The sequence below is a fragment of the Amycolatopsis sp. NPDC054798 genome (assembly GCF_053611505.1).
This window is the reverse complement of record NZ_JBSHAM010000001.1, coordinates 288,901-312,120: the sequence shown is the minus strand read 5'-3', so window position 1 is coordinate 312,120 and position 23,220 is coordinate 288,901. Positions and strand designations below refer to the sequence as shown.

Here is a 23,220-nt window from a genome sequence, read left to right as displayed (position 1 = left end):
AGGAGGAACGATGGCCATTCCGCTGCAGATCCGCGCCCAGGCTGCCGCCGCGCAGCTGTTGTTCTGGCTGCCCCGTCCGGTGCGCAGACTGATCGCCGGCGCGCCGCTGCGGCTGGACGGCCAGGAACTCGCCCTCGACGCCCAGCTGCTGCTGCGACTGCAGAAACTCTCCGGCGCGGCGCTGGTCAACGGTTCGGTCGAGCGGTCCCGAGCCCTGCTGGAAGCGAGCCAGCACCTGGTGAACGGCAAGCGGATCGAGCCCGTCGCCACCCGCGACGTCGCCATCCCGTCCGCCGACGGTGCCCTCGACGCCACTCTCTACACCCCGGCCGGGCTGCCGGAACCGTCGCCGCTGCTGGTGTTCTTCCACGGCGGCGGCTGGGTCATCGGCAGCCGGGCCACGCACGACAACGCCGCGCGCTACCTCGCGAAACACGCCGGGGTCCGGGTGCTGTCGGTGGAGTACCGGCTCGCGCCGGAATGCCCGTTCCCCGGGCCGGTGGACGACGCGCTGGCCGCGTTCGACTACGCGCACGCCAAGGCGGCCGACCTCGGCGCGGACCCGGACCGGATCGCGGTGGGCGGAGACAGCGCGGGCGGCAATCTGTCCGCCGTCGTCGCGCTGGAAGCGACCCGGCGCGGCGGACCCGCCCCCGCGTTCCAGCTGTTGATCTACCCGGCGGTCGACTTCACCACGCGACGCCGGTCTCGCGAGATCTTCGGCGAAGACCTCTTCCTCACCGACGAGGCGATGGTGTGGTTCGAGGGGCATTACGCACCCGAGGGCGTCGACAAGGCCGATCCGCGGATGTCGCCGCTGCTCGCGTCTGACCACAGTGGACTCCCGCCCGCCTACATCGTCACCGCGGGGTTTGACCCGCTGCGCGACGAAGGCGAGGCGTACGCGGAAAAACTGCGCTCGGCGGGGGTTCCGGTGGCGGTCAGCCGGCAGGCCGACCTGATCCACGGGTTCCTCAACTTCGCCGGGGTCGGGACTCGCTTCCGGGAGGCGATCGCCGAGATGGCCGGTGCGCTGCGGGCAGGACTCGCCAACCGGTCGTAACTCCCGGGCCTGGACCTGGAACGGAGCCTGGCGCGGGACGAACCGCACCAGGCTCCGGGCCTTTTTCCTTTCCTGTTCCGGCCGTTCAGGTCCCCGGCACCGGCACCGGCGGCGTCGGCACCGGAAGAGGCGGCGCGGGCACCCCTCCGAGCAGACCGCCCAGCAGGCTGGTGACCGCGGCGAGCAGGCCCTTGATCAGGTCGCTCACCGCCTTCAGCGGCCCGGGCAGGTCCGGCAGCGGCGGGATCGGCAACGGCGGGATCTGCCGCGGCGTCGCCGTCGGGTCGGCCAGGAGCCGGCCGGACTCGTCTGCGCGGACCTTCGCCGCGGACGAGAGCTGCTGGGTTTCGGATTGGACCTGGTAGCGCTTGCCCGCCGCGATGTCCGCGAGCACCGGGCTGAGCCGGCCGAGGTCCGCCCTCGTCTTCGCGACGTCGCCCGCGTACGCCACCTTGGTCAGATCGTCTCGCATCTGCAGCACCTGCGCGGCGACAGCCTGAGTGGCCGAGGACCCCTTGCCGCCCGCCGGGCTCGCGGCAGCCATCCCCGAAGTGCCGACGGCCAGCAGACTGCCCGCGGCGACCACAGCGATGATCCGCCCGATCTTGCCTTTCATTCTTTACCTCCCTGGCCTTTGGGACCTGCCGGGTAAATCGATACCCGCCGTGTCGGCCCAACACCAGCCGATCACCGGATAGGGAGTTTTTCTAACCCTTACGTGCCGAATCCAAGAACCGGGAACCGGCCCGCAATTGATTAACGTGGATGGCTTGCGCGTCCCCCGACGATCACGGACCGCAGACCCGAATCTGACTCATGGTAGCCGGATTGCTCAAATGGCGGTATCGCTCACCCACACAGGCGTAGTTCGTGATCGTTTACCTTCATCACCCCGTCGGGAGGCGCGATCTCGCTCGTCCGACCGTGGTGGGTCCCCCACGCACGCACCGCCGCCCGCATTCGGGTCGGCTCCCCTTTTCCAGGGAGAACCACCGTTTCGACCGGAGAACTCCAAGGTCGGCGCAGAAATCCGAAAAACTGTTCACTAATGCCCGGCACAATGCTTTTCCGCGTTGCGGAAGAAGTTATCACTCAGGTCGCGGCCGCATTTTCCGGCCCCGCCGAACGCCCGCGCGGCACCCGGCCGGACGCGGGGCGCCGCTCAGCGGGTGTGACTAAAAGAAGTTGCACGCTCGTACCAACTCTTGCTCTCATGGGGTACGTGCCTTTTCAGCCGTATCGCCGCGTCCTGAGCGTCCCCGGAGTCCGCCCGTCGATGGCGCTGATGTTCTTCGCACGCGTGCCCATGACGATGACTGGCGTGACGCTGACGCTGTACGTCGTCAGCGGCCTCGGCCGGGGCTACGGCGCGGCGGGCGTCGTCGGCGCGGCCGTCACGCTGGGCATGGCGCTCGGCGCACCGATGATCGGGCGCACCATCGACCGGTACGGCCTGCGCCCGGTGGTCGCGGTGTGCGGGCTGTCGTCCACGGCGTTCTGGTTCGCGGCCCCGCATCTTTCCTACCCGGCGCTGGTGGTGTGCGCGCTGCCGGCCGGTGTGCTGTCGGTGCCCGCGGGTTCGCTGGCGCGGCAGATCCTGGCCGCGCTCGTGCCCGCCGAACAGCGGCGCGCGGCGTACTCGCTGGACACGATCCTGGTCGAGGCGTCGTTCATGATCGGCCCGGCGGCCGGGATCGCGGCGATCTCCTCGCTGTCGGCGACGCTGACGCTGAGCGGCATCGGCAGCATTTTCGGCGTCACCGCGCTGCTGATCTTCCTGCTCAACCCGCCGATCCGGAACGAGGACGAACTGGCCCCGGCCGGCACCGCGCGGCCGCCGCTGCGGTCCTGGCTGACCGGACGGCTGCTGGCGACCCTGCTGATCGCCGCCGGAACGCTGTTCTGCCTGGTCGGCACGGAGGTCGCGACGCTGGCCGCGCTGCGCGCCCACGGCGACGTCGGCTGGACCGGCCTGGTCATCGCGGTGATGTGCGCGGCGTCGATGATCGGCGGCATCGTGCACGGCGCGGTGCGGAAGTCGCTGCCGCAGGGGCTGCTGATGCTGCTGCTGGCGCTGCTGGTGATCCCGGTCGGGTTCGCGACGCAGCCGTGGTGGCTGCTGATGCTCGTGCTGATCCCGACGAACCTGCTCTGCGCCCCGACGCTCGCCGCCACCACCGAATCGGTCAGCGAACTCGCGCCGCCCGCCGTGCGTGGCGAGGCGATGGGCCTGCAGGACGCGTCGACGCGGCTCGGGCTGGCCGCGGGGAGCCCGGTGGTCGGGTTCGCGATCGACCATTCGAGCCCGGCCTGGGGTTTCGCGGCGGCCGGGTTCGGCGGGCTGGCGCTGGCGGCGCTGGGGCTGGTGTGGTCGTTGCGCCGGAGTTCGGTGCGGGTGCCCTCGCTGGCGGCCGCGGTCCGGGCTCGCCGCTGAGCCTGAGCTGCCCCAATGCCACATTGGGTGCGTCAGATGCACCCAATGTGGCGTTCGGTGCGTCAGAGGCACCCAATGCCACATTGGGGCAGCGCCAGCGGGCCGTCAGCTCAAGCTGGAGCCAAGTGAGCCGGGCAGGGCGGGCGACGGTCAGGTGCAGGCTTTGCGCAGCCCGTCGAGCCTCTCCAGGTTGCGTTTGGTCCACCGGGCGATCACCCCGGCGTCCTCGAGGTGTTCCTTCTGCACCTGGACGTACGAATCGGCCATGCCGAGCAGGGCTTTCTTGACGTCCTCCTCCTGAACGTTGGACGCCAGTTCGCGCAGCCGCCGTTCCTTGTCCTGTGCGCGGGCCTTGAGCTTTTCGCCGTCGACCAGCGGGTTCAAGTCGGCCAGTCCCAGCGCCTCGCTGCAGGCGGAGACCTTGTCCACCGCGGAATTCGCCTGATTGACCGCCGAATCGACCTGGTCGCACCCGGCCAGCAACGTTCCGGCCGCCACCAGAGCGACGGCCACCCCCCAGCTCTTCATCGTCCCAGGGTAGCGGTCCCGCGGGGCGGACCGGTGCGGTTCGCCCCGCGGGAGTTCCTCATCCCTTCACGCACACGACCTGCTTGAGGTGGGCGACCACCTCGACCAGGTCGGTCTGTGCCTTGATCACCGTCTCGATGTCCTTGTACGCGGCCGGGATCTCGTCGACGACCCCGGTGTCCTTCCGGCATTCCACGCCCGAGGTCTGCGCGGCGAGGTCGGCGGCGGTGAAGGTCTTGCGTGCCTTCGTCCGCGACATCCGCCGCCCGGCGCCGTGGGAAGCGGATTCGAACGACGCGGTGTTGCCGAGCCCGCGCACGATGTACGAACCGGTTCCCATGCTGCCGGGGATGATCCCGAGGTCTCCGGAGCCGGCCCGGATCGCGCCCTTGCGGGTGACGAGCAGGTCGACGCCGTCGTAGGTTTCCTCGGCGACATAGTTGTGGTGGCACGAAATCGCGTCGTCGAAAGTCGTTCCGGGAACCACTTCCGCGACCGCGAGCTTCACCAGCGCGACCATCGTCGCCCGGTTCCGCGCCGCGTAGTCCTGCGCCCAGAACAGGTCGCGCCGGTACGCCTGCATTTCCGGCGTGTCCGCGACGAACACCGACAGATCGGGGTCCGGCAGATCCCGGTTGTGCGGCAGTTTCCGCGCGATCGCCATGTGCCGCTCAGCGAGTTCCTTGCCGATGTTGCGCGAACCCGAATGCAGCATCAGCCAGACCCGACCCTCGTCGGCACCGCCCTGTTCGAGGCAGACCTCGATGAAGTGGTTGCCGCCGCCGAGGCTGCCGATCTGCAGGTGCGCTCGCTTGCGCAGGTCCTGGACGCCCTCGTGCAGGTCGCCGAACGACTTCCAGAACGTGTCCCAGCCGCCGACGCCGTGCACCTTCGCGGTGTTCACCGGCGTCTTGTGCAGCCCGAACCCGACGGGCACCGCCGCTTCGATCCGCTTGCGCAGCTTGCCGAGGTCGTCCGGGAGGTCGCTCGCGGTGAGCGACGTCCGCACCGCGCTCATCCCGCAGCCGATGTCGACGCCGACCGCGGCCGGGGAAACCGCGTCGCGCATCGCGATGACGCTGCCCACCGTGGCGCCCTTGCCGTAGTGGACGTCCGGCATCACCGCGACGCCGTGCACCCAAGGCAGGTTGGCGACGTTGCGCAGCTGGCGCATCGCTTGGTCTTCGACCGACGCGGGATCTGCCCACATCCGGATCGGAACCCGCTCGCCGTCCACTGCCGTGTACATGACTTTCCTTTCCCAGAACGAAGTTTGCCCGCTCAGCATCCGGCACCGCAGCGTTCGCGACAACGGGTTTTCCGGCAGCGGGGCAGGGATGAAACGAAATCGGCGCTTCGGTCGATATCGGGCTCGGACGGCCGGTTCGCCCAGGGTGCCGGTCTTGGGGAGGATTCCGTTTTTCCATGAAGAACTCTTCGCGAGCGTTGCTCGCTGTCTTGTTGCTGGCCGGTTTCCCGGTGCTGGTGCTCGCCGTCGCCGGAGCACTCGTCTGGCTTGAGATCGCCGTGTTCCAGCACAATCCGATCAACGCGGGACGGCTTGCCATATTCATCGGGCCGGTGCTGTTCGTGCTGATCACCACGCTGCTGACGTTCGAGCGGACCCGCTCCGGCGGCGTGCCCGGGGTGCCCGTCACGGCTGGGGAACAGCCCGAACTGTGGGCGGCTGTCCGCGAACTCGCCCAGGAAGTGGGCACCCGGCCGCCGGACGAGATCTACCTGGTGCCGGAGGTCAACGCAGCAGTGCACGAGGAGACGCACTGGGCGGGGCTGCGGGTGCGCCGGCGGCGGATGTTCATCGGCGCGCAGCTTTTCGCCGGACTGCGGACCGGTCAGCTCCGGGCCATTCTCGGGCACGAACTCGGCCACTACAGCAATCGCCACACCCGGTTCGCCGGCGCGACTTATCGCGGACGGCAGACGATCGAGCGAGTCGTCGGCGGGCTGTACCGGTCGGGCTGGTCGGCCCAGCTGGTTCGGCCGATCTTCAGCACGTACGCCCTCCTGTATTTCCGGGTTTCGGCGCGCGTGGGCCAGGCACAGGAACTCGCCGCCGACACCGCTTCGGCGCGCGTCGCCGGAACCGCGGCCGCGACCAGTGCGCTGCGCGAGGTCGAAGTGCTTGACCGAACTTGGGAGTTCTTCCTCGATCACTACGCGACGATCGCCTGGTCGGCCGGATATCTGCCGGAGCGGATGGCCGAGGGCTATCAGTCGCTGCTCGCCGACGAAAAACGCGTCGAGCAAATGGCTTCCCTGCGGGAGAATCCGCCCTCGCCGCCGTCCACGAAGTACGACAGCCATCCGCCGACCTCCGAACGGATCGCATTGCTCGAAGCCGCGCCGGGCATCCCCGTGCCACCCGGTGGCGAACGGCCGGCGACGGACCTTCTCCGCAACGGAACGGAGCTGCTGGAAGCGGTACTGGCGACTGGCTTCACGGACGGAGCGGCCTCGAAAAAGAAGCTCGGCTGGGCCAGTCTGGTCGACGTCGGCATGCGCAACGAAAACCAGGTCGAGGCATTGCGGATCCGCCGCAGCCGCAGCCTCGACGAACTGCTGGACCTGCTCGACACCGGACGCCTCGAAGACCTCGCCGATCCCACCGCACCACCGGAGGCCGGAGCGCGGGCGAAGCGCGAGCTCTACCGGCCGCAAGTCCACAAACGACTGTCCATTGTGCTGCACGCGGAGCTGGCCAAAGCGGACGCCGCGCATTGGGAGCTGTCCTGGTCTGGACCAGCGAAGCTGGTGCTGGCCGAACCGTATGCCACCGAACTGGATCCCGCCGTTGAGGCGGCGATCGACGGGGACGCTGCTCCGCTCCGCGCGTTGCTCGCCTCGGTCCGCTACTGAAAGGAAAACCTTGCTGGGATTTATCAAGCTGCACACCGTTCCGCGGTACCGCCGCATGATGAAGGCGGTCGCGAAAGACGCGAAGCAGCGCGGAATGAGCACGTTCGACTTCATGGATACGCTCAGTCAGGCAGACATTGCCCGCTACCTCACGCCGCCGCTCAAGCAGACCGACGCCTCCCGCTTCGGCCTGCCAGCAGACGACGAGATCACCGACGACCAAGTGCTGCCCGAGTTGGTGCGCGCCGCCAGGGACGCCTACCAAGCCGGAGCATGGCAGCCGGGTGCTGACTTGCTGGCCGGAATCGGCACGGATTGGGACCGGCGCAGTACCGCAGTGGGCGTCCTTTCCAAGGCCGCGGCCGACGACGACACCGCGTTGAAAGCCTGGCGCGCCGCCCGTCCCGACGACCCGGACGCCGCCATCGTCCACGCGGACTCGCTCACCAATGTGGCCTGGCAGATCCGGACCGCGCAGCGGGCCAGCCAGGTCAGCGCGGAGCAATTCGCTGGTTTCCATCGCGTCCTCGAACAAGCCGACGAAGCCAACCAGATCGCCGCGAAACTCGCCCCGGACGACCCGACGCCGTGGGAAAAGCGGTGTTCGATCGCGATGGGCCGCCAGTACTCGCACGACGATTTCCGGGAAGTATGGGACGGCGTGCTGGCGCGCGACCCGCTGCACGTCGGCGCGCACGGCCGGGCGCTGCAGTACTGGTGTGCGAAATGGTTCGGCTCGCACGAGCTGATGTGGGAGTTCGCCGAGGAAGGCGCGGCGAAGCACCCCAAGCTGGCCTGGCTGCCGCTGGCGGCGGCCTTTGAACTGTGGGCCGCGGACGTCAAGAACCCTTGGCAGGACAAGCGGGTCGAGAAGGCACTCGACACTCTGCTGCCCTGGCTCGACGGCGACGGGCAGGACACCCGGGACGCGAGGGACAGCCGCGCGTTCGCCGCCCGCGCGCTGGTGGAATTGAACCGCGGCGAGGAAGCCGTCGAGCAGTTCCGACGTCTCGGTGCGCACGCGGACGGCTTTGTGTGGTCCTACAACGCGTTCGGCTCCGTGCACGAGTTCCGGAAGATCCGGAGCCGGGCCTGCCGGCTGGCCAAATAGCGAAGACACGGCGCTGACGAAGGAAAACTGCCCGGCCCCTGAACCAGGGACCGGGCAGTTTTCCAGTAAAGCTCAGCGGTTCTGCGCCACCAGCTCGGCGATCTGCACGGTGTTCAGCGCCGCGCCCTTGCGGAGGTTGTCGGCGGAAACGAACAGCGCCAGCCCGCGACCGTCCGGGACGCCCGGGTCGGTGCGGATGCGCCCGACCAGGCTCGGGTCGATCCCGGCGGCCTGCAGCGGCGTCGGCACGTCGGCCAGCTGCACGCCCGGCGCGGTCGACAGCAGTTCCGTCGCCCGCTCGACCGACAGCGGGCGTTCGAACTCGACGTTCACCGACAGCGAGTGCCCGGTGAACACCGGCACCCGCACACACGTGCCGGAAACCAGGAGATCCGGGAGGCCGAGGATCTTCCGGCTTTCGTTGCGCAGCTTCTGTTCCTCGTCCGTCTCGAACGTGCCGTCGTCCACAATGGACCCGGCCATCGGCAGGACGTTGAACGCGATCGGCGCGACGTACTTGGCCGGGGCCGGGAATTCGACCGCCGAACCGTCGTGCGTGAGCGAGGCCGCGCGCGAGGCGACGGCGTTCACCTGAGCGGCGAGTTCATCGACGCCAGCCAGTCCGCTGCCGGACACCGCCTGGTAGGTGCTCGCGATGATCCGCACCAGACCGGCTTCGTCGTGCAGCGGCTTGAGGACCGGCATCGCGGCCATCGTGGTGCAGTTGGGGTTCGCGATGATCCCCTTGCGCACGTCCTTGATCGCCTCGGGGTTGACCTCGCTGACGATCAGCGGCACGTCCGGGTCGCGCCGGAAGGCCGACGAGTTGTCGACCACGATCGCGCCCGCCTCGGCGAACCGCGGCGCCTGCTCGCGCGAAGTCGCGCCGCCGGCGGAGAACAGCGCGATGTCCAAACCGGACAGATCAGCGGTCGCGGTGTCCTCGACGGTGATTTCCTCGCCGCGCCACGGCAAAGTGCGTCCCGCGGAGCGGGCCGAGGCGAAGTACCGGATCTGCTCGACCGGGAAGTTCCGCTCGTCGAGCAGCTTGCGCATGACAGCGCCGACCTGGCCGGTCGCACCGACCACGCCGACGCGAAGTCCCTGTGCCATCAGCGACCACTCCCCGCGTAGACGACGGCTTCCTCGTCGCCGCCGAGTTCGAACGCCTCGTGGATCGCGCGCACGGCCTCGTCCAGCTGCGCGTCGCGGATCAGCACCGAAATGCGGATCTCCGAGGTGTTGATGATTTCGATGTTGACGCCCGCGTTGGCCAGCGCCTCGCAGAACGTCGCGGTGACGCCCGGGTGCGAGCGCATCCCGGCTCCGACGAGCGACACCTTGCCGACGTGGTCGTCGTACAGGACCGACTCGAAGCCGATCTCCGCCTTGATCTTCTCGAGTTCCTTGACCGCCTTGGCCCCGTTGGCCTTCGACAGCGTGAAGGTGATGTCGGTGCGGCCCGACGACGTGCTGGACACGTTCTGCAGCACCATGTCGATGTCGATCTCGGCGTCGGCGACGACCCGGAAGATCTTGCCCGCGGCGCCAGCGTGGTCCGGCACGCCGGTCACGGTGATCTTCGCTTCCGAGCGGTCGTGTGCCACACCGGTGATCAGCGCTTGTTCCAAGGGGATCTCCTCGATCGATCCGGCCACCGTGGTGCCCGGCTTGTCGCTGTAAGAAGAACGGACTCGGATCGGCACGCCGTAGCGGCGCGCGTACTCGACCGAACGCAGGTGCAGGATCTTCGAACCGCTCGCCGCGAGCTCCAGCATCTCCTCATAAGGGATGGTGTCGAGCTTTTTGGCGTCCGGCACGATCCGTGGGTCGGCCGAATACACACCGTCCACATCGGAATAGATCTCGCAGACGTCCGCGTTCAGCGCGGCGGCGAGCGCCACCGCGGTGGTGTCGGAACCGCCGCGGCCGAGCGTCGTGATGTCCTTGGTGTCCTGTGCCACGCCTTGGAAACCGGCCACCAGCGCGACGTAACCCTGCTCCAGCGCTTCGGTGACGCGGCTCGGGGTGACGTCGATGATGCGCGCGTTGCCGTGCACCGACGTGGTGACCACGCCCGCTTGGGAACCGGTGAACGACCAGGCTTGCGCGCCTTGCGCGGAAATGGCCATCGCGACCAATGAATTCGAGATGCGCTCACCGGCGGTGAGCAGCATGTCCATTTCCCGCTCCGGCGGCGCCGGGTTCACTTGCTGCGCCAGATCGAGCAGCTCATCAGTGGTGTCGCCCATCGCCGAGCACACGACGACCACGTCGTTGCCCGCCTTCTTGGTCGCGACGATCCGTTCTGCCACGCGCTTGATCCGGTCGGCACTTTCCAGCGACGATCCGCCGTACTTCTGGACCACGAGGGCCACGCCCGAACCTCCTTGACGGGCCGGGGCGTACTCCTTGGAGGGCACCGAGGAGCGCCCACGGCCCTTCATTTGGAGAAGAGCCTACCGGCGCGAACGGCGCTCGCCACCCCATCGAGTGGTCCGCCACGGCCCCTCCGGAGCGTTTGGAAGTAAATTTTCCTTAACGCCAGGGGAAAGCTCGAAGCCCTTCCTCCGGAGTGACGGAGAGCACTCCCCGGCCGTACTACCTTCTCGGCATGCGCAAACCAGCCGAGACGAGCGTCCCCGTCGCGCCGGCCATCGCCGAGCGCTGGAGCCCGCGGGCCTACGACGAGACCGCCGAAATCACCGACGCCCAACTGACCGCGTTGCTCGAAGCCGCCAGGTGGGCGCCGTCTTTCGGCAACACCCAGCCGGCGCGCTACCTCGTCGGCCGCCGGGGCGATCCGGTCTTCCCGCGCATCCTCGCGACGCTGAACTCCGGGAACCAGGCGTGGACGTTCCGGGCGAGCGCGCTGCTGATCGGCGTGATGGTCACCACGAACGAGAAGGGCGAGGTGCCCTACACCGACTACGGACTGGGCTTGGCGACCGAAAACCTCGTCCTGCAGGCGGTCGAACTCGGCCTGATCGCCCACCAGATGGCGGGCTTCTCGCCGGAGGCGGTCCGCGCGGAGTTCAGCCTCCCGGACGAGGCGGTGGCCCGGGTCGCGATCGCCGTCGGATCGCCCGCCGACCCTTCCGTGCTCGACGACCCGCGCCGCATCGAACGCGAACTCGCCCCTCGTACGCGACTGCCGCTCGCGGAGTTCGCGTTCGGCGACCGATGGGGCTCACCGGCACTGTGACCGTTTCGTGAGCATTTGAGGGAACCAGCGGCCCGCCCGCGAGGTCTGAGGGATACCAAACCGGTCAGACCACTGAATCGGTGGGATATCCCTCAAGGAGTGACGAGATGCGTACTGGCCTGCCGGTTGTGATGGCGATTTCCGCAACGACGTTGGCGTTTGCCCTGTCCGGGTGTTCCAGTTCGGACGACCAGGCTCCGACCCCGCCGATCGCGACTCCGCCCGCTTCCTCGGCGAGCCCGTCCTCCTCTTCCGCCACGCCCGCCGGCGAATCCGCCTCGGCCGATTACACCAAGCAGGGCACGAAGCTGAAGATCGGCGAGAAGGCCGTGGTGCCGTTCAAATCGCAGAAGAACACCGGCGCGATCGGCGTGACGGTGACCGGCATCGAGAAGGGCGCCGAGGCTGACCTGGCCCCGCTGAAACTCGGCGACCGGGCCAAGGGCATGACGCCGTACTACATCCAGGTCAAGGTCACGAACGAGACCGGCTCGGACTTCTCGTACAGCTCGCTGGGCCTGATGAACGGCCTGCTCGCGGACGGCACCAAGGGCCCGCACGTGAGCGTGATCGGCAAGTTCGAGAAGTGCGACAACGGGAATTCGGGCAAGGCGTTCACGTCGAAGGGCGCGTCTTACGACAGCTGCGTGCTGGCGCTGGCTCCGGCGGGCGCGGAGGTCAAGGGGGCCAGCTACAGCGCGAGCACGTACCGGGATCTGGCTCCGAACACCGACTACGGCAAGGACGCGGTGACCTGGCAGTCCTGAAGCTGAGGCAGGGCGGTCCGGCGGTCAGCGGGCGAATTCAAAGAGACGGCTGTTTCCTTGAATTCGCTCGCGCCGCAGTTCGAGAACCTTGAAATGTCGCGGACCGCGACTGGTCAGACGCCGCCGCCGACGCGGCGAATGATCTTCGCCAGAATGCCGGACACGATCAGCCAGAACACCGCCGCGATGCCGTAGTTCACCAGCACCCGCAGTTTCGCGTCGCTCGGCGTGAACAGGTCCTTGAAGCCGAGCGACAGCCCGTCCGCCCAGCTGCGGACGAACGAGACGATGCCGTTGCCCTGGTTGGCCTCGCCGATGACGAAAATCACGTGCAGCACCAGTATCGCGGCGAACAACAGCCCGGCCCAGCGCACGAGCGACGCGAGGAACGACACCGCCCGCTCGCGAGTGCGCCGCCAGTCCACCGGCGTGCGCTGGGGACGCGCCTTCGCCTCGGTTTCCTGCGCCTGTTCCGCGTGCTCGCCCATGCCGGGCAGTCTGGCACGTCGTCTCGCGGCTCGCTACCCGCTAGTAACAGGTATCAGCCACCCGACGTAACAGTTCGATCGCGGCGGTCGGCTTCCCTTTCGCCGCGGCGGGTGGTTACAGTGACCCCGTGGCGCGTGAACTCCTGCTTCGCTGCCGCGACGGGGCCTGATCTGACCGGCTCCTCGTCGCGGGGCTTTGTGGTGCCGGTCGTCCGCACCGAACCCTTCAGGAGATTTTCCCGCGATGAGCACCGACCCCCGCACCACTAACTCCCGTCTGCGCACGCCCTCTCGTCCCGCGCCAGCCGGACAGCCCTCGTGGAACCCGCAGCGCGGCACGTCCATGCCGGTCCACCGGTACCGCCCCTGGTACGACGTAGTCGAGAACATCGACGTACCCGACCGCACCTGGCCGGACAAGCGCATCGAGCGCGCGCCGCTGTGGTGTGCGGTCGACCTGCGCGACGGCAACCAGGCGCTGATCGACCCGATGTCGCCCGCGCGCAAGCGCAAGTTCTTCGACCTGCTGGTCCGCATGGGCTACAAGGAGATCGAGGTCGGCTTCCCGGCCGCGTCGCAGACCGACTTCGACTTCGTGCGCGAGATCATCGACGAGGGCGCGATTCCCGACGACGTGCACATCCAGGTGCTGACCCAGTGCCGTCCCGAGCTGATCGAGCGCACCTTCCAGGCGCTCGAGGGCGCGCCGCGGGCGATCGTGCACATCTACAACTCGACGTCGATCCTGCAGCGCCGCGTGGTGTTCCGCGAGGAGCGCGAGGGCATCAAGAAGATCGCCACGCAGGCCGCGGAAATGGTCGTCGAGCTGGCGGCTAAGCAGCCGGACACCGACTTCCGCTTCCAGTACTCGCCCGAGTCCTACACCGGCACCGAGCTGTCCTACGCGCTCGAGGTGTGCAACGCGGTCACCGAGATCTGGCAGCCGACACCGCAGAAGCCGGTCATCCTGAACCTGCCGGCGACCGTCGAGATGGCGACGCCGAACGTCTACGCCGACTCGATCGAGTGGATGAGCCGCAACCTGGAGCGCCGCGATTCGGTGATCCTGTCGCTGCACCCGCACAACGACCGCGGCACCGGCATCGCCGCCGCCGAACTGGGCTACCAGGCCGGAGCGGACCGGATCGAGGGCTGCCTGTTCGGCAACGGCGAGCGCACCGGCAACGTCGACCTGGTCGCGCTGGGCATGAACCTCTACAGCCAGGGCATCGACCCGCAGATCGACTTCTCCGACATGGACGAGATCAAGCGGACCGTCGAGTACTGCAACCAGCTGCCGGTCCCGGAACGCTCGCCGTGGGGCGGCGACCTGGTGTTCACCGCCTTCTCCGGCAGCCACCAGGACGCGATCAACAAGGGCCTCGACGCGATGAAGGACGCCGCGGACAAGAAGGGCGTCCCGGTCGACGAGCACCCGTGGGAGGTCCCGTACCTGCCGATCGACCCGAAGGACGTCGGCCGCACCTACGAGGCCGTGATCCGGGTGAACTCGCAGTCCGGCAAGGGCGGCGTCGCCTACATCATGAAGGCCGAGCACCAGCTGGACCTGCCGCGCCGGCTGCAGATGGAGTTCTCGAAGGTCATCCAGGCCTACACCGACACCGAGGGCGGCGAGGTCGACCCGGCCACCATGTGGCGCGCGTTCTCGGCCGAGTACCTGGAGTCGAAGACCCCGCTGGAGCTGATCAAGCAGCGGGTCACCGACAACGGCGGCGGCGAGTACGACCTCGAGGCCACGGTGAAGGTCGAGGGCGACGAGCACGAGATCACCGGCCGCGGCAACGGGCCGATCGCCGCGTTCTTCGACGCACTGTCCACTGTGGGCTACGACCTGCGGCTCCTGGACTACAGCGAGCACACGCTGAGCCCCGGCGACGACTCGCGCGCCGCGTCCTACATCGAATGCGCGATCTCCGACCGCGTGTTCTGGGGCATCGGTGTCGACCCGTCGATCGTCACCGCTTCGCTGCGTGCCGTGGTGAGCGCGGTCAACCGGGCGAACCGCTGACCCAAGTCTGATGCGCCCCAATGTGGCATTGGGTGCGTCACACGCACCCAATGTGGCGTTCGGTGCGTCGCATGCACCCAATGCCACATTGGGGTGGTCGGGACCGGGCGGGAGGTAGGTGTGCGGGCTGAGCGGCTGGTCGCGTTGCTCTTCACGCTGCACCGCAAACGCGCGGGCACCGTCGGGGAGCTGGCGGACGAGCTAGGCGTGACCGAGCGGACGCTGCGGCGGGATCTCGCCGCGTTGCGCGAAGCCGGCGTACCGCTCTGGAGCGAACCAGGGCGGTACGGCGGCATCCGGCTCGTCGACGGCTGGCGTTCGCGGCTCGACGGCCTCACCTCGCGTGAGGCCGTCGCGCTGCTGGCCCTCGACGTGCCGGACGCGCTGGCTGGGCTCGGCCTCGGCACCGCGGTGGCTGCCGCGCACGCGAAAGTGTCCGCGAGCATGCCCGCTCAGCTGCAAGAACAGGCCCGGACGGTCGCCGGGCGGTTTCACCTCGACGCGTCGGCCTGGTTCAGCTCGCCGGACGACACGGCCGCGCTGCCGATGGTCGCGAAGGCGGTGTGGACTCAGCAGCGGCTCGACGTGCGCTATCGGCGGCGCGACAAGGTCACCCGGCGGACGCTCGATCCGCTGGGTCTCGTGTTGAAAGCCGGGGTTTGGTACCTGGTGGCGCGAGTCGACGCTGACTTGCGGACGTATCGCGTCTCCCGGTTGGAAGCGGTCGCGGAAACCGGCGAAACCTTTGTGCGGCCGGAAGAATTCTCGCTCGCTGACTGGTGGCGCGCGTCGTCGGCGGAGTTCGAGAAAATGCCGCTGCCGTTGAAGGTGACGGCTCGGCTCGACCGGTCCGCGGCGGGTGCGTTGCGGCGGGTTTTCGGGCCGGAGCACGTGAACGAGGTGCTGGTGTCGCTCGGTCCGAAGGACGACGACGGGTGGGCCGAGGCCGAGTTCGCCATGGAGGGCAAGGAAGTCGCCGTCGGACAGCTGGTTTCCCTCGGCCCCGGCGTCGAGGTGCTGACCCCGCCGGAGATCCGCGCCGCGGTCGCGGAATTCGGTCAGGCGCTCGCCGACCGCAACCGTCCGTGAGGGGAACCCTGAGGGAATCTGGTTCCCTCAGGGTTCCCCTCACGGACATCAGCGGTAACCGCTGGCGTCAGCGGGTTTTCCGGGTTCCTGGACCTCCTCGATGTACCGCCACGCGTCCGGACGGCTGCCGTCCACGTCGTCGATCTCGTAAACCTTCGCGAGCTGCCCGCTGGAAACGGTCTGTCCGGTCCAGCGGTGTCGATCCGCGTCGGCGGCGAGCGCGACGACCGTGCGGCCGGAGAAGGTCGGCGATTCCGAGATCACGAAGTGCGGCTCGCGGACGGTCGCGTCCCGCCAGTTTTCCTCAGTGACCTCGAAAATCTCCAGCATCGCTTCCGAACGCAGCCATCCCGGCGTGAACGCGATCGCGGTGCAGTCGTGCTTTTTGAGTTCGGCCGCCTCGCCGACGGCCAGGACGTTGATCGCCGCCTTGGCCAGGTAGTACGGCAGCGACGTGCCCTCGCGGTACTTCGCGTTGTACTCGGCGGTGCCGTCGGTCAACTCGATCACGAGCCCGCCCGGGCGGCGGATGACCAGCGGAAACAGATGGTGGCTCGTGATCAGGTGGGCGTCGAGGGACAGCCGCATCATCCGCAGGCTGGCGTCCAGCGAATGCTCCCAGATCGGTTTGCCCCATTCCAGGTAGCGATCGCCGCCCCAGATGCCGTCGACCAGGATGTCGAGCCCGCCGTGCTCGGCGTCGATCCGCTGGGCGAGCGCGGCGACCTCGTCGCTCACCAGATGGTCGACCCGCAGCGCGCTTCCCTTGCCGCCAGCGGCTTCGATCCTCTCCAGGGTGTCCTCAATGGTCTCCGGACGGTCCACTTCGGACCGTCCGGCACGCGTCGTGCGACCGGTGACGTACACGTACGCCCCGGCCCGGCCCAGTTCGACCGCGATCGCCCGGCTCGCCCCGCGCGTGCCGCCCGCCACGAGCGCGACCTTGCCGGCCAGTTCCCCGCTCATTCGGTTTGTCCCCTCTCTCTCGGTGGACCACCAGCGTGCGCGCGAACCCTGACACCCATTGTCAGGGTTCGCGAAAGCTGTGTCGCAGGCTCACCGCCCACCATTCAACGCCGAGTACAGCGCCTTGATCAGCGGCTCATTCTCCGGAGCCGCAGCGGCGGGGAACGGGACGCGACGGCGGGTGTAGCCGTAAGCGATGCCGTTGCGAGGATCGGCGAACGCCTGCTGCCCGCCCGCGCCGCTGTGCCCGAAGCTGCCTTGGCCCAGCTCTGGGTAGCGCTCGCTGGTGGCGTGGAAACCGATGCCGAACGCCTTCTGCTCGCGCAACACCACGTCGTAACCGATGGACTGGATCTGTGCGAACTCTGCGGCGGTTTCCGGCTTCAGCAGCGGCGGTTCGCCGCCTAACGGACTGATCGCCGCCGCGTACATCCGGGCCAGGCCGCGGGCCGAGGCGACGCCGCCGAACGATGCCGAGCCGAGCCGTCGGACTTCCGGGAGGTTCGGCAGTTCCCACACTTCCGGGCCGTCTGGATGGTGCCGGTTGAACGCGATGCCCGGCAGGCTGTTCGCGGCGGGCAACATGACCTGCCGCTCGGGGGTCAGCACCATCGGTTGCGTGCTGACGAATCGCGACTCCAATTCGGCGGGCAGGCCGAGGTAGAAGTCCACTGTGTACGGATCGCGGACGCGGTCGGCGAAGTGTTCCTGAAGGGTGCGGCCGGTTGCCTGGCGAACGACCTCGCCGCTGAGCGCGCCGGCCACCAGGGCGTGGTAGCCGAACGCGGTGCCTGGCCGCCAGAACGGACGCTGCCGGGCCAGTCGTTCGGCGACGATGCGGTCGTCCGCGAGTTCCGCGCGAGAGAAACCTTCGTCGGAACCGACGAGCCCGGCTCGGTGCGCCAGGAGTTGTCGCAGGGTGACGTCTTGTTTGCCTTCGGCGGCGAACTCCGGCCAGTAGTGGCTCACTCGCTGGCCCAGATCAAGCACGCCGTCCTGGACGAGCAGCGCGACGGTCAGGTGTGCTGCTCCCTTCGACGCGGAGTACGCGCCGATCAGGGAATCCCCGTCGATGTCTTCGCCGGTCCAGAGGTCGACCACTTGTTCGCCGCGGTGGTACGCCGCCAGTTGAGCCGATCCGTCGGTCACTGCCGCGAACACGTCTCGCACTTGCTCGAAGCCCGGCCGCACTGTTCCGTGGATTTCGGTCATGCCACCACCGTACCCCGGTTTGTAACCATTGGTCACTAACTCTGTCTCGGTAGAGTCCGGAGCTATGACCCGACCCCGGCCCGGCCGCCCCGCCCAGCTCGATCGCGAGCGGATCGTCGACGCGGCCTTGTCCGCCGGGAATCTCGACACGTTGACCATGCGCGAGCTGGCGGCGCGACTCGGCGTGACGCACGGCGCGCTCTACCGCTGGGTCGCCAACCGGGACGCGTTGTTCGACCTGATCAGCGAGGTGGTGCTGGAGCGAGTCCTGCCGACGGAGGGGCCTCCGCGCCGGGCTTGGCGACCGTGGCTCGCGAAGGTCGCGTGGGCGATGCACGATCAGTTCCTCGCGGTACCCGGTTACGCGACCCGGTTGTCCCGGCCGCATCGGCACAACGCGGATTCGTTCGGACGCCTGCGCTCTCAGGTGGTCGCCGCGTTCACCAACGCCGGCGTGCGGCCGGAGCTGGCCGAGCAAAGCTGGTACATCTTCATCACCTGCACAGTGAGCTGGCTAGCGGTGCGGGAGAACCCGCTCGACCTCGGGCCGGAAGCGCCGCGGTTCGAACTGTTTCTCGACACACTGCTGCGGGGCTTGCCTGCCCGGGAGCCCAGCTAGGTCGTAAGTGCGGCTACTTCCGCACGCATCTCGTCGATCACGGTCGCGACGGCTGGGCGGTTCGCCGCACCCGTCCGGCACACCACTTCCACCAGCCGCGCCGCGCGGATTCCGGCCAGCGGGCGGCAGACCAGTCCGCTGCCGCGCCGAGTGTCCATTGTGTACCGGGGCATCAGCGCGATCCCGTGCCCGGCCGCGACGAGCCGTTCGGTGATGCGGAAATCGTTGATGCGCTGGACGATCTGCGGCCGCACTCCGGTGCGCACGGTCAGCGAGCGGAGGACGTCGTCGACCGGGAAGCCGTGGTCGACCGAGATCCAGCGTTCGTCGGCGAGATCGGCCAGGCCGACGCGGCGGTTGCGGGCGAGGCGGTGGCCGACGGGAAGAGCGACGTCCAGTGGCTCGCGCAGCAACGGGAAGACGTCGAGGCGTTCGGTGTCGAATTCGGCCGCGTGCTCGTCGCGGTGCGCGACGACGACGTCGTAGTCGGCGACCAGACCGGGCACCTGCGACGGGACCATGTCGACGTCGCGGACGTCGACCTCGAGGTTTTCGTGCTGTTCGATGCGGCGCAGCAGACCGGGCAGGAGCATCAGCCCGGCGGATTGGAAGATCGCGATCCGCACGCGCCCGCGCGGGGCGCTGCGGTAGGTGTCCAGCTCCGCTTCGGCCCGGTCCAGCGCGGCCAGCACGTCGTCGGCGCGGGCGACCAGCGCACGGCCGGCGTCGGTGAGCCGAAGCCCGCGGCCAGCCGGTTCGGTGAGCGCGATGCCGACCTCCGCCTGCAACGCGCGCAACTGCTGCGAGATCGCCGACGGCGTGCAGTGCAACGCCCGGGCAGCGGCGGTGACGCTGCCCCGATCGGCGAATTCGCGCAGCGTCCGAAGCCTGCCCAAGTCCATTCGGGCAGTGTATGTGAAGCACTGCTACACAGTCAGTGCAGTTATTCTCGCTGGTGCTTCAAGGTCTGGCTAGGCAGAGTTGAGGCATGGCCATCCGGGACCGTTTGCTCGCTGTGTTCGTCGCCGTCTTGTGGGGCCTCAACTTCATCGCGATCCACGCCACCCTCGGCCAGTTCCCGCCGATGTTCGCCGGTGCGCTGCGGTTCCTGCTGATCGCGATCCCGACGATGTTCCTCGTGCCGTGGCCGCGGGTGAAACTGCGTTACCTGCTCGGCTACGGGCTCGGGTTCGGCACCGGGCAGTTCGCGTTCCTGTTCGTCGCGATGCACCTGGGCATGCCGACCGGGCTGGCGTCGTTGGTGCTGCAGGCGTCCGCGCCGTTTACCGTGCTGCTCGGCGCGGTGCTGCTGCGGGAACGCGTCTCCGGACGGCAGCTGGCCGGGATCCTGCTCGCGGTGGCGGGCATGACGGCGATCGCCTGGCAACAGTCCGCCCACGCCGCGCTGGTCCCGGTCGTGCTGACCTTGCTGGCCGCGCTGAGCTGGGCGATCGGCAACCTGAGCATGCGCCGCGCGGAGCCGGACAACCCGCTGCACCTGACGCTGTGGATGTCAGTGGTGCCGCCGCTGCCGATGCTGGCGTTGTCGAGCATCTTCGAGGGACCGGGTGCCGCCTGGCACTCGCTGGCGACGCTCGGCACCAAGACCGGCCTGATCGGCGTCGTGGGGCTGGCGTACGTGGTCATTTTCGGGACGGTCGTCGGCTCCGGCATCTGGACCACGCTGATGCGCCGCAACCCGGCGGGGGTGGTCGCGCCGTTCTCGCTGCTGGTGCCAGTGGTCGGGTTGACGGCGTCGTTCTTCATCCTCGGCGAGGTGCCGACGGTCCTGACCCTCGTGGCGGCAGCGGTGGTGATCGGCGGGGTGTTGCTGGGGTCGCTGCGGCGGAAGCCCGCGGTGGCGCCGGAGGAATTACTGCCGGTGTGAACACGCCCAGGCAAACAGAAAACCCCCGGCAACGCCGGGGGTTTTCGGTAGCCGAACTCAGGCGACCGCGTCGTCCTTCGTCGCCGACGACTCCGCCGCGGCGTGGCGGGCCATGCGCTTCTTCAGGATCAGCGTCACCACCACGCCGATCACCAGCGCCGCTCCGAGGCCGGCCCACTGGAAGCCCTTCAGCCACTTGTCGGCGACCACGCCAAGGTAGTAGATGAGCGCCGTCGTTCCGCCCGCCCACACGATGCCGCCGAGAGCGTTCGCGACCAGGAACCGCGGGTAGTGCATGTTCAGCGACCCGGCGAGCGGACCGGCCAGAATGCGCAACACCGCGACAAAGCGGCCGAAGAACACCGCCCACATGCCGCGTTTGTGGAACATCTTTTCGGCGCTCGCGATGTGGTCTGGGCCGAAATGTTTAGGGAACTTCCGGCCTGCCCACGCGAACAGCCGTTTGCCGCCCTTCTTGCCGATCAGGTATCCGATGCTGTCGCCGATGATCGCGCCGGCCGACGCCAGCACGCCGATCCACAGCGGGTTCAGCCCGCTGTGCGACGACGCCAGCAGCGCCGCGCTCACCAGCACGATCTCCCCCGGCAGCGGGATGCCCAGGCTTTCGACCATCACCACCAAGCCCACCAACAGGTAGACCGCCAGCGGAGGGATCGCCTCCAGCACGTGGTCGATGTTCACTGCCAACCCCCTTGTGATGTGTGCCTGGTCCCCGCAGAGTACCCACGCGGGGACGATTCTCGCGTCCGCCTGGAGTCGGGGGTGGGGTCCGTCTTCCGGCAGGGTTTTTCAGGGTTTTTCCGACATAACACGCAAAGCGCGCGATTCGAAGTACTCCCGTTCCGGCAGGCTCAGGGTGCGCTGGGCGGCACGGACGTAGCAGTCGCGGGCTCCGTGCGGATCGCCGGAAAGCTCCAGGAGATGGGCGCGGACGACGTCGGCGCGATAGTGGTCCAGGTCGGTCGCGTCCAGTTCGGCCAGCGCGACCGCCGGGCCTTCGACGCGGGCGAGCGCGACCAAGCGGTTCAGCGTGACCATCGGGCCGGGGGCGATCTGCTGAAGAAGGTCGTACAACAGCAAGATCTGCGGCCAGTCGGTGGCGTCGGCAGTCTGGGCTTCGTCGTGCACAGCCGCGATTGCGGCTTGCAGTTGGTACGGGCCGACCGGGGTGGTGGCCAACGCGTGTTCGATGAGTGCGCTGCCTTCGGCGATCGCGGACGCGTCCCAGCACGAGCGGTCTTGTTCGGCCAGCGGCACCGGAACACCGTCACGGCCGGTGCGGGCGGGGCGGCGGGCGTCGGTGAGCAGCATGAGCGCGAGCAGTCCGGCGACCTCACCGTCAGCAGGCAGCAGGGTGTGCAGTTGCCGGGCGAGCCGGATGGCCTCGGCGGTCAGTTCGACACGGTTCACCTCGCTGCCTGAGCTGGCGGTGTGGCCTTCGGTGAACACCAGATACAGCACCTGCAATACCGCGGCGACGCGTTCCGGCAGTTCGTCCTGGGGTGGCAGCGCGAAATCCGCACCGCGCAGTTTTTGCTTCGCCCGGCTGATCCGCTGGCCGATCGTCGGCTCCGGGACCAAGTACGCCCGCGCGATCTCGGCGGTGGTCAGGCCGCCGACAGCACGCAGGGTCAACGCCACCTGCGATGGCCTGGTCAACGAGGGATGGCAGCAGAGCAACAGCAGGGTGAGGGTGTCGTCCTGCTGCGGCACGAGTTCGAAGGACGGCGGCTCCAGCGCGGCCACCGTCTCCTCTCGACGGATGCGGGCGGCTTCGTTGCGCCACATCTCGATCCGCCGCCGCGAGGCAGTCGTGATGAGCCAGGCCTTCGGATTGTCCGGCACACCGTCGTTCGGCCACTGCACGGCGGCGGCGAGCAGGGCCTCCTGCACGGCGTCCTCGCATTTGCCGAAATCGCCGTAGCGGCGCACGAGCGCGGTCAGCACCTGCGGAATGAGGTCGCGCAGGAGGCCGTCGATCACAGCTCGAAGTCCACGTCGCCGGTCAGCCCCATCACGGGCCGCACCTCGATCGTCGCGAACGGCGCTTCCGGGATCCGCGCGGCGATCTCCAGCGCGCGGGCCTCCGAATCGCACTCCAGCAGGTAGAAACCGGCGAGCTGCTCCTTGATCTCGGCGAACGGGCCGTCGGTGGTGCTCACGCCGTCGGTCCGCACGTGAACCTGCTTCGTCAGCTCCGGCGCGGCAAGGCGCTCGGACACGATCCGCTCGCCGGTGCCTTCCAGCTCCTCGTGGAACCGCTGGTAGGCGCGCAGGCCCTCGGCCTTCTGCTCGTCAGTCATCCCCGCCCAGGCCGCGCGCGACGCCGGGTTGCCGTAGATCAGGACCAGATACTTCATCGGAAGCCTCCTCGAAAAGTTTTTCTAACCCTGATGTCGAAGCCGCGCGGACGGCTTCGACGTCCCGGACGAACACACCATCCGGGAAAAGGAGAACACAGGATGTCCGAGAACGAGATCCGCGACCTGCTGGCCGAGCACACCGCCGCGACGCACGCGAAGGACCCGGAGCGGGTCGTCGCCTGCTACGCCGACAAGGCGGTCCGATTCGACCTCGCCCCGCCGCTGGCCACGACCGGTGCTTCCGCGGACTACGTCACGCAGTGGTTCAGCACCTTCGACGGCCCGATTTCCCGCACCCACCACGACGAGGAGATCACCGTGTCCGGCGACCTGGCGGTGGTGGCGGCGCTGACCAAGCTGACCGCGACGCCGCTGGGCGAGACCGAATCGTTCACGCTCTGGTTCCGCAGCACGTTTGCCTTGCAGCGGCAGGAAAACGGCTGGCTGATCACGCACGAGCACAGCTCGACGCCGTTCCACATGGACGGTTCGTTCCGCGCCGCCGTCGACCTCCAGCCCTGAAAGCCGTGAAGGGCTCCTTGAGGGAATCTAATTCCCTC

23 protein-coding genes are annotated in these 23,220 nt (G+C 68.4%); 11 read left to right on the top strand and 12 right to left on the bottom strand.

The annotated features are described in order from the left end of the window. Positions 1–10 precede the first annotated feature (10 nt). Positions 11–1,063 (top strand): alpha/beta hydrolase, encoded by a 1,053-nt coding sequence (locus ACWGIC_RS01500; RefSeq protein ID WP_452073908.1) that lies wholly within the window; start codon positions 11–13, stop codon positions 1,061–1,063. Positions 1,064–1,148: 85 nt separating this feature from the next. Here ACWGIC_RS01500 and ACWGIC_RS01495 read toward each other — a convergent pair whose 3' ends face one another. After that, the gene (locus ACWGIC_RS01495; RefSeq protein WP_452073907.1) at positions 1,149–1,679 is read right to left on the bottom strand and encodes a hypothetical protein; all 531 of its coding nucleotides are present in this window, start codon (positions 1,677–1,679) and stop codon (positions 1,149–1,151) included. Between the two features lie 669 nt (positions 1,680–2,348). Between ACWGIC_RS01495 and ACWGIC_RS01490 the strand changes: the two genes are divergently transcribed. After that, positions 2,349–3,497: an MFS transporter gene (locus ACWGIC_RS01490; RefSeq protein WP_452073927.1), complete on the top strand. Its 1,149-nt coding sequence runs from the start codon at positions 2,349–2,351 to the stop codon at positions 3,495–3,497. Between the two features lie 150 nt (positions 3,498–3,647). On the opposite strand, the gene ACWGIC_RS01485 is transcribed toward ACWGIC_RS01490, so the two are convergent. Both ACWGIC_RS01485 and ACWGIC_RS01480 read right to left on the bottom strand, forming a co-directional pair. Beyond that, the gene (locus ACWGIC_RS01485) at positions 3,648–4,025 is read right to left on the bottom strand and encodes a hypothetical protein (protein WP_452073906.1); all 378 of its coding nucleotides are present in this window, start codon (positions 4,023–4,025) and stop codon (positions 3,648–3,650) included. Positions 4,026–4,083: 58 nt separating this feature from the next. Next, the gene (locus ACWGIC_RS01480; protein WP_452073905.1) at positions 4,084–5,274 is read right to left on the bottom strand and encodes an RtcB family protein; all 1,191 of its coding nucleotides are present in this window, start codon (positions 5,272–5,274) and stop codon (positions 4,084–4,086) included. A gap of 176 nt (positions 5,275–5,450) precedes the next feature. On the opposite strand from ACWGIC_RS01480, the gene ACWGIC_RS01475 reads away from it, so the two are divergent. Both ACWGIC_RS01475 and ACWGIC_RS01470 read left to right on the top strand, forming a co-directional pair. Continuing rightward, positions 5,451–6,902 (top strand): M48 family metallopeptidase, encoded by a 1,452-nt coding sequence (locus ACWGIC_RS01475; protein WP_452073904.1) that lies wholly within the window; start codon positions 5,451–5,453, stop codon positions 6,900–6,902. A 94-nt stretch (positions 6,903–6,996) separates the two neighbouring features. Further along, positions 6,997–8,013 carry a DUF4034 domain-containing protein gene (locus ACWGIC_RS01470; protein ID WP_452073903.1) on the top strand — a complete coding sequence of 339 codons (1,017 nt, stop codon included), beginning with the start codon at positions 6,997–6,999 and terminating at the stop codon, positions 8,011–8,013. A gap of 72 nt (positions 8,014–8,085) precedes the next feature. On the opposite strand, the gene ACWGIC_RS01465 is transcribed toward ACWGIC_RS01470, so the two are convergent. After that, the gene (locus ACWGIC_RS01465) at positions 8,086–9,126 is read right to left on the bottom strand and encodes an aspartate-semialdehyde dehydrogenase (protein ID WP_452073902.1); all 1,041 of its coding nucleotides are present in this window, start codon (positions 9,124–9,126) and stop codon (positions 8,086–8,088) included. Next, on the bottom strand, positions 9,126–10,391 hold the full coding sequence (locus ACWGIC_RS01460; protein WP_452073901.1) for an aspartate kinase: 1,266 nt from the start codon (positions 10,389–10,391) through the stop codon (positions 9,126–9,128). Before ACWGIC_RS01460 ends, ACWGIC_RS01465 begins: the two co-directional genes overlap by 1 nt. A gap of 236 nt (positions 10,392–10,627) precedes the next feature. Here ACWGIC_RS01460 and ACWGIC_RS01455 point away from each other — a divergent pair, with 236 nt between their 5' ends. Beyond that, a complete protein-coding gene (locus ACWGIC_RS01455) occupies positions 10,628–11,218 on the top strand; it encodes a nitroreductase family protein (protein WP_452073900.1) in 591 nt (196 codons plus the stop codon). 107 nt (positions 11,219–11,325) lie between these two features. Further along, the gene (locus ACWGIC_RS01450) at positions 11,326–11,985 is read left to right on the top strand and encodes a hypothetical protein (protein ID WP_452073899.1); all 660 of its coding nucleotides are present in this window, start codon (positions 11,326–11,328) and stop codon (positions 11,983–11,985) included. A gap of 113 nt (positions 11,986–12,098) precedes the next feature. Here the strand turns inward: ACWGIC_RS01450 and ACWGIC_RS01445 are convergent, their stop codons facing one another. Beyond that, complete coding sequence (locus ACWGIC_RS01445; RefSeq protein WP_452073898.1) at positions 12,099–12,473, bottom strand: hypothetical protein; 375 nt, start codon at positions 12,471–12,473, stop codon at positions 12,099–12,101. 244 nt (positions 12,474–12,717) lie between these two features. Between ACWGIC_RS01445 and leuA the strand changes: the two genes are divergently transcribed. Next, positions 12,718–14,502, top strand: a complete 1,785-nt coding sequence (gene leuA / locus ACWGIC_RS01440; RefSeq protein ID WP_452073897.1) for a 2-isopropylmalate synthase — start codon at positions 12,718–12,720, stop codon at positions 14,500–14,502. Positions 14,503–14,622: 120 nt separating this feature from the next. Continuing rightward, a complete protein-coding gene (locus ACWGIC_RS01435) occupies positions 14,623–15,591 on the top strand; it encodes a helix-turn-helix transcriptional regulator (protein WP_452073896.1) in 969 nt (322 codons plus the stop codon). A 48-nt stretch (positions 15,592–15,639) separates the two neighbouring features. Here ACWGIC_RS01435 and ACWGIC_RS01430 read toward each other — a convergent pair whose 3' ends face one another. Continuing rightward, positions 15,640–16,557, bottom strand: a complete 918-nt coding sequence (locus ACWGIC_RS01430) for an SDR family oxidoreductase (RefSeq protein WP_452073895.1) — start codon at positions 16,555–16,557, stop codon at positions 15,640–15,642. Between the two features lie 90 nt (positions 16,558–16,647). After that, the gene (locus ACWGIC_RS01425; protein WP_452073894.1) at positions 16,648–17,769 is read right to left on the bottom strand and encodes a serine hydrolase domain-containing protein; all 1,122 of its coding nucleotides are present in this window, start codon (positions 17,767–17,769) and stop codon (positions 16,648–16,650) included. A 64-nt stretch (positions 17,770–17,833) separates the two neighbouring features. On the opposite strand from ACWGIC_RS01425, the gene ACWGIC_RS01420 reads away from it, so the two are divergent. After that, positions 17,834–18,388: a TetR family transcriptional regulator gene (locus ACWGIC_RS01420; RefSeq protein ID WP_452073893.1), complete on the top strand. Its 555-nt coding sequence runs from the start codon at positions 17,834–17,836 to the stop codon at positions 18,386–18,388. Here ACWGIC_RS01420 and ACWGIC_RS01415 read toward each other — a convergent pair. Further along, positions 18,385–19,290, bottom strand: a complete 906-nt coding sequence (locus tag ACWGIC_RS01415; protein WP_452073892.1) for a LysR family transcriptional regulator — start codon at positions 19,288–19,290, stop codon at positions 18,385–18,387. The two genes, ACWGIC_RS01420 and ACWGIC_RS01415, sit on opposite strands and share 4 nt — an antisense overlap. Before the next feature lie 86 nt (positions 19,291–19,376). On the opposite strand from ACWGIC_RS01415, the gene ACWGIC_RS01410 reads away from it, so the two are divergent. After that, positions 19,377–20,276: an EamA family transporter gene (locus ACWGIC_RS01410; protein ID WP_452073891.1), complete on the top strand. Its 900-nt coding sequence runs from the start codon at positions 19,377–19,379 to the stop codon at positions 20,274–20,276. 57 nt (positions 20,277–20,333) lie between these two features. On the opposite strand, the gene ACWGIC_RS01405 is transcribed toward ACWGIC_RS01410, so the two are convergent. The 3 genes from ACWGIC_RS01405 to ACWGIC_RS01395 form a co-directional block, all read right to left on the bottom strand. Further along, positions 20,334–20,978, bottom strand: coding sequence for a DedA family protein (locus ACWGIC_RS01405; RefSeq protein WP_452073890.1), 645 nt, complete (start codon positions 20,976–20,978; stop codon positions 20,334–20,336). 108 nt (positions 20,979–21,086) lie between these two features. After that, entirely contained in the window at positions 21,087–22,280 is a 1,194-nt protein-coding gene (locus ACWGIC_RS01400) for an RNA polymerase sigma factor (RefSeq protein WP_452073889.1), read from the bottom strand. Next, entirely contained in the window at positions 22,277–22,657 is a 381-nt protein-coding gene (locus ACWGIC_RS01395) for a YciI family protein (protein WP_452073888.1), read from the bottom strand. Before ACWGIC_RS01395 ends, ACWGIC_RS01400 begins: the two co-directional genes overlap by 4 nt. A 102-nt stretch (positions 22,658–22,759) precedes the next feature. Between ACWGIC_RS01395 and ACWGIC_RS01390 the strand changes: the two genes are divergently transcribed. Further along, a complete protein-coding gene (locus tag ACWGIC_RS01390) occupies positions 22,760–23,182 on the top strand; it encodes a YybH family protein (protein WP_452073887.1) in 423 nt (140 codons plus the stop codon). Positions 23,183–23,220 lie beyond the last annotated feature (38 nt).